Source organism: Enterovibrio nigricans DSM 22720 (assembly GCF_900167155.1).
GTDB lineage: Bacteria > Pseudomonadota > Gammaproteobacteria > Enterobacterales > Vibrionaceae > Enterovibrio > Enterovibrio nigricans.
The window spans coordinates 1-5045 of sequence record NZ_FUXU01000147.1 but is presented as its reverse complement, the minus strand read 5'-3'; the positions used below and the strand labels follow the sequence as shown (position 1 = coordinate 5045).

Genomic DNA, 5045 nt, shown 5'->3' with positions numbered 1-5045 from the left:
ATGGATTGTCAGTTCAATCTGTTTCAAATAGCTAAGGTGCCAATAGAGAGACATGTAAAAATCAGGAGTGCCGCTACGCCTTTTGATCCTCAATACCAAGAATACTTGGCTAAGAGAAAATCAAAGAAGCAATGCCGTAACTCTTGACATGAGCCTGCTCTCGCTGCTTTATAAGTTGCTGGGTGCCAATCGGTGCCTTCGTGAAGGCTTGAGCCTAGTGCGGTGAAAGTTGCACGCTGGGTTCTTAGAGGGACGACACTTGGTAACAGGTGTCGTCTACTCGACGAGAGCACGCAAGCGATTGGACGTCGTAGCACTGCTTGGGGATGGTTAACAGAGGCTACACAAGAAGGGTCGACGGCATGGGGCTCTGAGAGTCAATCCACGGGAAAATACAGCACTTCATGGGGACAACGTACTCTTGCGGAAGGAGATAATAGCACTGCATGGGGCTATGGTAGCATGGCTACAGGTAGCGAAAGCACCGCGTGGGGTAATGGCAGTGAAGCTTCTGGTTCTGACAGTACTGCATTCTCTCGTGGTGTCGCAAGTGGCACTTGGTCTACCGCTTGGAGCAATGGTCGCGCGTTAGGATCGATGGCAACGGCTTTTAACGATGGAACGGCGGAAGGTACCCGTTCTTTTTCCGCTGGATTTGGTTCGAATGTAAAAGGACATCAATCCTCAGCAATCGGTAGTCATAACTGGGTTTTAGGAGATAAATCAGCTGTAATCGGTAATTACGTTAGAGTAACAGGTGCTAATTCAGTTGCAATTGGTTTGGGCCGAGACCGTGGGGTAGCGCCTCTCCCAGATAGTTTACCTGAATTGGCAGATGACAGAACGTTTGCTGTGTTGGGCGGCAAGATGAAGATCTGCAATGACTACAACAATTGTATTGATGATCTACAGAAAGAATTGCAGCAAATGAAGGACATTAACGCTGACCTACTGGAGCGCCTTGAATACCTTGAACAACGACTGAACTGAGTTAGCTGAGAGCGATTCAGTGAACTATAAAAGTAGTCTCTGAACCAAGATCACGCTCTTCCTTTTTGATGGCACCGCCAATTGTGTCGGTGCTATTTTTTTGTTTAAAAACCGCGTTTTACCTATTATTTTGGTCAGAAAGCAGGCGGGTGTTGTTGATATGATATACAACACTACCCAACTACTCATTTACGGTCATGTCAGTCACGATAAATGCCAATGGACTTAGCATTGTTCACCAAGGATCCGGAGGCGAAGCCAACGCGACTCTGCCTGATGTTTGTCTTACCACACAGGGAAACGCTGTTGTTCCCATTCCTTACGGTAACAATGCCAAATCGGCAGATTTAGCGGGCGGCACAGCTACAGTGACTGCTGATGGCGGTAACAGCATCGCCATCAAAGGCAGTAAGTTTTCCAAAAGTACCGGTGACGCCGGCGGTGATAAAAAAGGCGTTTCGTCAGGTACCATTGAAGCAGAAGCCGAATTCATTTCCGCCTCCCCAAATGTGACGATGGAAGGCATAGGTGTTTGTCGCCTATCAGACCAAATGACCATGAACAAAGGCAACACCATGTGTTTAGGTGGTGCCCAAAACCCGTCTGTTACCGTGACGGAGGACATAGAGGGAACGTACACGGTCGATCTTTTTCTTTCCTATTCTGACGGTGATCCTGTTCAAGGTGCGACTTACACCCTTACCGACCAAACGGGTGCCGTGTTTCAGGGCAACCTAAATACCTTAGGCAAAGCAAGCATAGGTGGCGTCGCACCCGGTGAATTCAGTATTGAATATGGTGAAGACACCCGAGAATTTGCCCCCAATTCCCCCACGAAAACCAACCCAGATTTCAACCCTTCGGCGAATGCTCAAGATCTGATTGAAAAGAGTAAGCGCGGGGAAGTGGGTTTTTGGGAAAATGCGTGGAAACGGATGTCTGGCACTGCTAGCTGGATCTGGGGTGTGATACTGGGTGACTTCAATGATGATGCATCGGTTGAACAGATCATTGCCAATACCGCCATCACCATGATCCCCGTTGTTGACCAAGTTGCCGATTTACGCGATTTGACCGCCAACATTTTACGACTACTCGATGAAGAGGAACGTGACAAACCTGAAAACTGGCTGGCGCTGTCGCTCACACTGATTGGTTGTATCCCAACCTTTGGTAGTGCGGTGAAAGGTACCTGTAAGATAGCGTTGAAGGCAGGTAAGGGGACATCTAAAGATACGTTGCTCGCCGTACTTCGTGGCCTTGGTAAAGGTGACCCAGAGAAGTTTCTTCGAACGTTAGATTGGGCTGACTACGCAAAACAGACGTCGGAGATTGTTTCAAGCGTCCTTAACCCATGTATTGAAGTCGCCACTGAACTTGCCGCATTTGCAAACCGCATGGGCGCAGACGAGTTGGCCTCATATTTTGTTCGCCTGGGTGGTGAGATAAAAATCATCGATAAAATCGTTCCAGATAAGCTCAAAGAAGCCATGGATGAGTTTGATGATTTGTTTGCCCGAATTTTGGGCAAGAGTGATCCTGTTTATCCCGCGAAAACGACACATAACACAGGGAAGGCATCTCAGGCGGGGAGGAGTGAAGATAAGGCACATGAGGAGAAAAACGTTAAAAAGTATCGATGCAAATGCTGTAACAGAGCCATTGCGGATAAACAAAAAAAAGCAAGATGTCTAGTATGAATATAAAAGGTTGAGATGAAATGGTTGAAGCAAAGAATTCTTTAAGTAGGTATATACCTGGTGAGGATCGCTTAAAAAGAAATCATGTGCTTAATGAAGAATGTGATTGTCCTCTAACAAGTCACCACTTAATAAGCTTTAGTGAATTCGAAACTCTTACATCAGAACGAATCAAACAAATTGACAGTATGGGATATAACTGGAACTGCTTAGATAACTTAGTGATTCTTCCTAGCAGTGATACAATTATCGCAAGAAAAGTTGGTTGCAAGTATAGATTGCCATGGCACTCTAGTGGACATACTGGAAATAAAACAATTCAAAATGTTCAGATCGAAAATGAGGATGTGCTTTATTCTAATGTAACCGTTGAATCAATGCAGAATGGTGGAGATCCTCAAAAAAGAACTAGTATGTTGAATAGTGATAAAAATAAGATAAAGGCTTATCCGACGAAAGCATACCATAAGTTCGTGAGGCAAGAGTTAATCGAAACTTTAGAGAAGTTACACTGTGACATGAAACCACCAGCATATCGTAAAGAGTTGAATGATTTGTCGCAGAAAATATGTGATATGATAAGCGAATTCACTATATTGCTTCATAATACGGGGGATGATTTCTCACCGAGTGGCTCGGGTTGTAGAAGTGCTGGATGTGAAGGCCGTAATCATAATAATCAGGGCTGGCCCGACATAAGTAATATATGGGATAGGATGTTCTACAAAACTAGTGGTGTCTGCAATTATCTTAAAGTTGCTGGGAAATTATAGGGATTAAAAATGAGAGTTGCATATATAAACGAAGACTTCAACGAGGGAGAGTCGCTATTCATATCAACGGATATTCGTTCCTCATTATATGATGATAATTACTTTATTCCAACGACATCTGTTAGTGAAATAATATGGCAAGATAAAAATAATCAAAACATTGAAGCTCTAGATATAATTAGAGGGGGGGCTTTTAATTTTACTAAAGACATCGCTGAATTGATAATGAGCTTTGACCCATATGGAGTGGAAATGTATCCATCTAAGCTAACTTGTGCTGGAAATGGAGTAATTGACAATCGATATATTTTAGCTATTGATAATCTAGTCGATGCTGTGGATCTGGAAAAAAGTATTAGAATAACCGATGTGACAACTAGGTTTTATCTTTCTGATGAGAAGTTGAGGCTTTTACCTGAAAGTAAAAGGCATGTATTTAAACCGATAGGAATGACAAAAACGTTTTTTTCTATGGAAATATTTGAAGCGCTAGTTCGTCTAGATGCATTGGGTAAGATAAATACTAGTATTATAGCTTTCTCATTTGATACATCGGAAGAAACACCTAGAGTATAGTGAATTTATAAAGATGATTATTACTATGAGCAGCTACTCAGTCTTATCAAAAAGACTTGTTTCAGAATTCCCATTCCAACAAACACCAAAGCCAATCGTCCCTGCTGAACCAGACTTGCTGTTGGAAATGACATTCTCACCAAAGCTTTTCATCATCAGCGATATCGCTGAGAAAGTGGAAAAGCTCGTGAAACATGGTGTCGAATGGTTGGATGCGCGTGTCGACTGCTCGCCAAGCCAACCCGCTGACGATCAAATCAAAGTGTATGAAGACTTCCGCATGCCATACATTCACCAGGCGTATCGACTCACGAACGAAGATAAACAATACGGAAAGTTGAATTGGCTGGATTTGAACACTGTTGAGCTAGATTTTTCCCGCTTAGAGAACATCCCTCTCGAAGAGCGCTTACTCTTTAAGCTCGAAGAAGATTTTGGTTACGTGTTTATCCATGAAAGCGTGATAGAGCTGCTGAAAAAACACGTAAAAGATGTTTGGGTACGCGACGTTTAACTCCGAATATCAAGAGTAAAATATCAGCGCCAACAAAAAAGCACCTTTCGGTGCTTTGTTTTTTATTTACATATCAACTAATTGCAGATTTAATCAGTGTCTTGCCACTCAACGCGTTGACGCAACAAGACACTGAAAACCGCCCTTTCGGTCAGATTGTGGACAGTGGATTTAGCCTCACCGCTTCATTCAGATAGTCGGGTGAGAGGTGTGCATACACCATTGTTTGCAACATTGTTGCATGCCCTAATATCTTTTGCAGTGTGAGAATATTGCCCCCGTTCATCATAAAGTGACTGGCAAAGGAGTGTCGTAAAACATGACTCGCTTGCCCTAGCGGTAAATCGAACGCTTGCTGTTTCAATGCGTTGTAAAACTCTTTGTAGCAGCTAGAGAATAAACGTCCGTTTTTCCCCGTTGCAATCTCCATCGCCAGTGCTTCGCTGATGGGTACCGTACGGTTCTTGCCGTTTTTGGTATCAACAAACGTCA

6 protein-coding genes are annotated in these 5045 nt (G+C 43.6%); 5 read left to right on the top strand and 1 reads right to left on the bottom strand.

Features of this window, described 5'->3' with window-relative positions; all coding sequences use genetic code 11:
• The first annotated feature begins 222 nt into the window (after window positions 1–222).
• The 5 genes from B5D35_RS22710 to B5D35_RS22690 all read left to right on the top strand — a co-directional run bounded on the left by B5D35_RS22710 (window position 223) and on the right by B5D35_RS22690 (window position 4553).
• Entirely contained in the window at window positions 223–990 is a 768-nt protein-coding gene (locus B5D35_RS22710; protein ID WP_157828456.1) for a hypothetical protein, read from the top strand.
• A 197-nt stretch (window positions 991–1187) separates the two neighbouring features.
• Window positions 1188–2690, top strand: coding sequence for a PAAR-like domain-containing protein (locus tag B5D35_RS22705; RefSeq protein ID WP_078754689.1), 1503 nt, complete (start codon window positions 1188–1190; stop codon window positions 2688–2690).
• A 20-nt stretch (window positions 2691–2710) separates the two neighbouring features.
• Complete coding sequence (locus B5D35_RS22700; protein WP_078754688.1) at window positions 2711–3463, top strand: AHH domain-containing protein; 753 nt, start codon at window positions 2711–2713, stop codon at window positions 3461–3463.
• 9 nt (window positions 3464–3472) lie between these two features.
• Window positions 3473–4039 carry an imm11 family protein gene (locus B5D35_RS22695; protein ID WP_244556719.1) on the top strand — a complete coding sequence of 189 codons (567 nt, stop codon included), beginning with the start codon at window positions 3473–3475 and terminating at the stop codon, window positions 4037–4039.
• A 25-nt stretch (window positions 4040–4064) separates the two neighbouring features.
• On the top strand, window positions 4065–4553 hold the full coding sequence (locus tag B5D35_RS22690) for a hypothetical protein (protein WP_078754687.1): 489 nt from the start codon (window positions 4065–4067) through the stop codon (window positions 4551–4553).
• A 151-nt stretch (window positions 4554–4704) separates the two neighbouring features.
• Here B5D35_RS22690 and B5D35_RS22685 read toward each other — a convergent pair.
• Window positions 4705–5045, bottom strand: a 341-nt coding sequence (locus B5D35_RS22685) for a tyrosine-type recombinase/integrase (RefSeq protein ID WP_170915254.1), incomplete at its 5' end; no start/stop codon positions are given.